This window comes from Halobellus ordinarius (genome assembly GCF_031823395.1).
GTDB lineage: Archaea > Halobacteriota > Halobacteria > Halobacteriales > Haloferacaceae > Haloquadratum > Haloquadratum ordinarius.
In genome coordinates this window covers 1-2,363 of the sequence record NZ_JAVQKJ010000023.1, presented here as the reverse complement: position 1 = coordinate 2,363, position 2,363 = coordinate 1, and the positions used below count along the sequence as shown (strand labels likewise).

Annotated in this window: 1 rRNA gene; it reads right to left on the bottom strand. The window is 58.1% G+C overall.

Annotated features, from left to right (window positions below):
* Positions 1 to 2,168, bottom strand: a 23S ribosomal RNA gene (locus RJT48_RS20580); the annotation flags it as partial.
* Between the last annotated feature and the right edge of the window lie 195 nt (positions 2,169 to 2,363).

The window sequence follows — 2,363 nt, the reverse complement described above, 5'->3', positions numbered from 1 at the left end:
GGCTCCTACCTATCCTGCACATCAGCGACCATGTCCCAGCGACAGCCTGCAGTAAAGCTCTATAGGGTCTTCGCTTCCCCCTGGGGGTCTCCAGACTCCGCACTGGAACGTACAGTTCACCGGGCCCAGCGTTGGGACAGTGACGCTCTCGTTGATCCATTCATGCAAGCCGCTACTGAAGCGGCAAGGTACTACGCTACCTTAAGAGGGTCATAGTTACCCCCGCCGTTGACGGGTCCTTCGTCCTCTTGTACGAGGTGTTCAGATACCCGCACTGGGCAGGATTCAGTGACCGTACGAGTCCTTGCGGATTTGCGGTCACCTATGTTGTTACTAGACAGTCGGAGCGTCCGAGTCACTGCGACCTGCTCGATCAAAAGCAGGCATCCCTTCTTCCGAAGGTACGGGACTAACTTGCCGAATTCCCTAACGCCGGTTGCTCCCGACAGGCCGTGGCTTTCTCCGCCTGAGCACCTGTGTCGGATCTCGGTACGGTCGCCGTACGTCTTTTCACGGGCTCTCGGTACCAGCGACTTGCGCTGTCTCGTGATTCGATCGCTTCGTGCCATTACGGCCTCCACGATCTTCCACGATTGGACGAGGCGAAAGCCTCGTTCGCTGTTTCCAAAAGCGTCGACAGAATGTACGGCGGCACTGGAATATTAACCAGTTTCCCTGTTTGTCCTAGTCGAGTTACGGTAGGACTTAGGACCGGCTAACCCTCGGCTGAGTGGCAGTGCCGAGGAACCCTTGCTCGTTTGGCCGTCGGGGTTCACACCCGACTCTCGCTGCTACTGTGACCAGGATTTTCGTTACTAATCGGTCCACACGAACTCTCGCCCGTGCTTCCGCCCGATCAGTACGCCTAGCCTACTAGGTCGTCCGGTGAAGGACGCTGCCAGGTCTCGGTGGTGGATTTGAGCCCCGATCATTTTGGGCGCCTCGAACCTCGGCCGGTAAGCTGTTACGCTTTTCTTAGAGGGTAGCTGCTTCTAAGCTCACCTCCCGGCTGTTTAGGGCTCGAGACCACCTTCGATCGCACTTAATCCACACTTGGGGACCTTAACCCGGCTCTGGGTTGTCTCCCTCACGGATCACAGGCTTACCCCGCAATCCGGATTCCCAGCGTCTAAGGCGTCTGCAAGTTCGGAGTTTGACAGGACGGCCGACTCCTCTCGGAGGCGGGGCGTCCAATCGGTCGCTCTACCTCGCAGACTACCTCGGCTGAGGTCATGCTTCGACATGTTTCGGCTGGAACCAGCTGTTGCCGAGTTCGATGGGCCTTTCACCCCTACGCACGGGTCACGGGAGGGTATTGTAGGACACCATCCCTGCAGGCCTCCACGCAGCTTTCGCCACGCTTCACCTTGCCCGCGCGTAGATCACTCGGTTTCGGGTCGCACCCACGTGGCTCCCCGCGCTTGAGCACGGTGGCCCTGGTCTCCGAAGAATCGGAGACTGCGGCCGTATCGGTTTCCCTATGCCTGCCCGGATAATCCGGTTAGACTCGCCATGTGAGTGCACTCCCTGGGTCGTTTTTCAAAACGCACGACGCGACATCGGCTTCCCGAGAGTCCTACTGGTGGATCGCTCCACGGTCGTTTATCTCGGGACCTTGTATGCCCCGTCGTTCTATCGCTGACTGAGTTCAGGCCCTATTGCACCGCCCTGTTCGGGGTGCTTTTCAGCGTTCGCTCACGCTACTTGTTCGCTATCGGTCTCGAGGAGTGTTTAGTCTTCGCAGGGGATGCCTGCGGGATTCACGAGGGATATCCAACCCTCGCTACTCTGGAGGTAGCCCGGGAACACGCGCACACGGTACGGGGCTGTCACCCTGTGTCGCACTCCGTTCCAGGAGATTTCTCGTGTGTTTGTGTTCCGTTGTGGCTAGTCCGTCACACCACATTTCCTTGCGGATTCGGTTTGGACTGTGTCGCGTTTACTCGCGGTTACTAACGATATCGCGGTTGCTTTCTGTTCCTGCACCTACTGAGATGTTTCAATTCGGTGCGTTCCCCATTGCGCGAGGCAATTGCGGTGGGGATTCCCATTCGGAGATCCTGAGTTCTTCGCCTCCGTGCGGCTCCCTCAGGCTTTTCGCAGCTTGGCACGTCCGTCGTCGGCTCTCGAGCCGAGCCATTCACCAGCCAGCACAGTAGCCAGTTTGAGTGTCGTTTACTGTGTTGCTGTTGTCGTTGATTGTCATCGTTGTCACGTACTGTGGCAACGGTGATCTGTAGACGTCCACACTGCGTCTGGGCGAGTGATGTGGGAGTCACGTCGGCCAGACGAGTTCAGTGGGCGTCTGGATTGCACGCGTACATACGGTCGTCATGGAACGTCCGGTGGCGTCCGGAGCGTCC